The sequence below is a fragment of the Kitasatospora sp. NPDC059817 genome (assembly GCF_042731835.1).
In the GTDB taxonomy this organism is placed as follows: Bacteria; Actinomycetota; Actinomycetes; order Streptomycetales; family Streptomycetaceae; genus Kitasatospora.
Genome location: NZ_JBHWIR010000181.1, coordinates 1 through 1853, shown reverse-complemented (window position 1 = coordinate 1853; position 1853 = coordinate 1). Strand labels below are relative to the sequence as shown.

Annotated in this window: 2 protein-coding genes; both read right to left on the bottom strand. The window is 75.4% G+C overall.

All coding sequences use genetic code 11. The annotated features are described in order from the left end of the window. Positions 1 to 186: 186 nt before the first annotated feature. Positions 187 to 912, bottom strand: coding sequence for a DUF2993 domain-containing protein (locus tag ACFV61_RS28810; RefSeq protein ID WP_380341857.1), 726 nt, complete (start codon positions 910 to 912; stop codon positions 187 to 189). 182 nt (positions 913 to 1094) lie between these two features. Continuing rightward, on the bottom strand, positions 1095 to 1853 hold a 759-nt coding region (locus tag ACFV61_RS28805), incomplete at its 5' end, for a hypothetical protein (protein ID WP_380494761.1).

Sequence of the window (1853 nt, the reverse complement as noted above, 5' to 3'; positions counted from 1 at the left end):
GCCCGCCCCCCCCCCCGAGCGCGCCACCCCCGCCCCGCGCCCCGCGCCCCCGCCGCGGCTGGCCCTGCGCCCCCCCGCGCGCGGCCCCGCCCCCCCCCCGCGGAACGCAAGAGACGGAAGGAGCGGAAGGAACGGGAGGAAGGAACCGAGGGAAGGAGCGGCACGGGAGTGGAAGTGACCGGCCGGTCAGTCCAGCAGCTTGACGCCCTTGCCCTCGAAGGTCAGCTGCACGCCCTCCGGCAGCGGCGTCGCCCCGTCCTTGTCGGCCAGCTTCAGCCCGGCCGGGAGCGAGTCGAGGGTGAAGCTCATCGGCGCCAGCCGCTGGTCGGTGACCCCGGCGAACATCCCGGCCAGCGCGCTGAGCTGGAAGCCGTCCACCGTGACGGTGCTCCCGTTGTTGTGCAGCGAACCCTCGCCGACCGCGATCGGCCCCAGCGCGGCCTTGATCTTGCCCGGCCCGCCGTACGACAGGGCCAGCCGGGTGTTGCCGCCCACCGGCAGCTTGCCCGCCCCCGACATCAGCTGGGAGGCCGGCGGCAGCAGCTGCGCGAGGTCCGCGTACGAGATCAGGCCGCTGCCGGTGCCGCTGTCCACCGTGGCGCTCTTCAGGCTGTCGCTCACCGTGACGCCGGACAGCCGGGCCTTGAAGGAGCGCAGCGCCACCTGGCGGCCGCCGTCGCCGACGGTCAGGCCGTCGGAGGAGATCCGGACGTCGTCCAGCTTCATCGACAGCGCCTGGGTGAGGAACGGGAAGCCCTCGATCGAGATGTCCGGCCGCTGGCTCATCCGGCCGCTGCTCACCATCCGGTCGGCGGCCTGGTCCTCGGCCACCCCGACCGCGATCCGGTCGGCGCCGACCAGCAGGCCGGCGAGCACCACCAGGCCGATCGTCGCCTTCAGCCATCCGCGCATCGCACTCCCTGTCGTCGCCGGTCGCCCTTGTCGTTCGCTGTCCTCGTTCGGTGTTCCTCGCCCGGCGTTCCCTGCCCGGCGTTCCATGGCGGCCCCCGGCCAAGGCCGTTCCCGCCCGACCGTACGACGTCCCGCCCCGGAGCATGGTTCCGGAGCGGGACTCGCCGGTCGTCTGCCGGGTGTCAGCCGGCCAGCAGGTCCGTGGCGATCCAAATCAGCGGCGAGGCCACCGCCAGCGGCAACGCCACACCCGCCGTCATGTGCACGAACCGGGACGGGAAGTCGTACGCCGCGACGCGTCGGCCGACCAGCGCACCCAGCCCCGCCAGCACCCCCAGCGCCGGCGGCGCGCCCACCAGCAGACCCAGCAGCACCGCCGCCGCCAGGCCCAGCACCGGACCCAGCAGCTTCGGACCGGGCAGCGGCGCCGCGGCCAGCACGGTGGCCAGCGCGACCGCGCCCACCCCGGCCGGCACCCAGTCGGCCACCAGCAGCGAGGTGCACAGCGCCGTCACCACCGTGGCCGAGCCGAGCACCGTCAGCGCGTAGAACCGCTCCTTCGGGTCCGAGGGGCGGAACGTCTGCAGCACCAGGACCAGTAGGAAGAACCCGCCCAGCGTGCCGACCACCGCCGCCACGCTGCCCTCGGAGTCCGCCAGCAGCACCGCCGCGTCCGCGGTCAGCCCGGCCAGCGCGGCGAGCGCGATGCCCTGGCGGGCCGGCCACATCCCGTTCAGCCGGAACCAGCCGGCCGCCGTCAGCACCTGGAGCAGCGCCACCACCAGTGCCAGCGCCACCTGCCCGAGCGCGGCGCCGCCGGCCAGCAGCGCGGCCACGCCAGCGGTGATCAGCGCGGGCTGCAGGCCCGGATCGATGATCGGCGAACCGGTCCGGCCGCGCGGGCCGGCGGGCGGCGCCACCGGCGCGGGCTGCGCCGGGAC

Coding starts and splice junctions, on each gene's coding strand:
- ACFV61_RS28810 (WP_380341857.1), bottom strand. CDS start 912: ATGCGCGGATGGCTGAAGGCGACGATCGGCCTGGTGGTGCTCGCCGGC.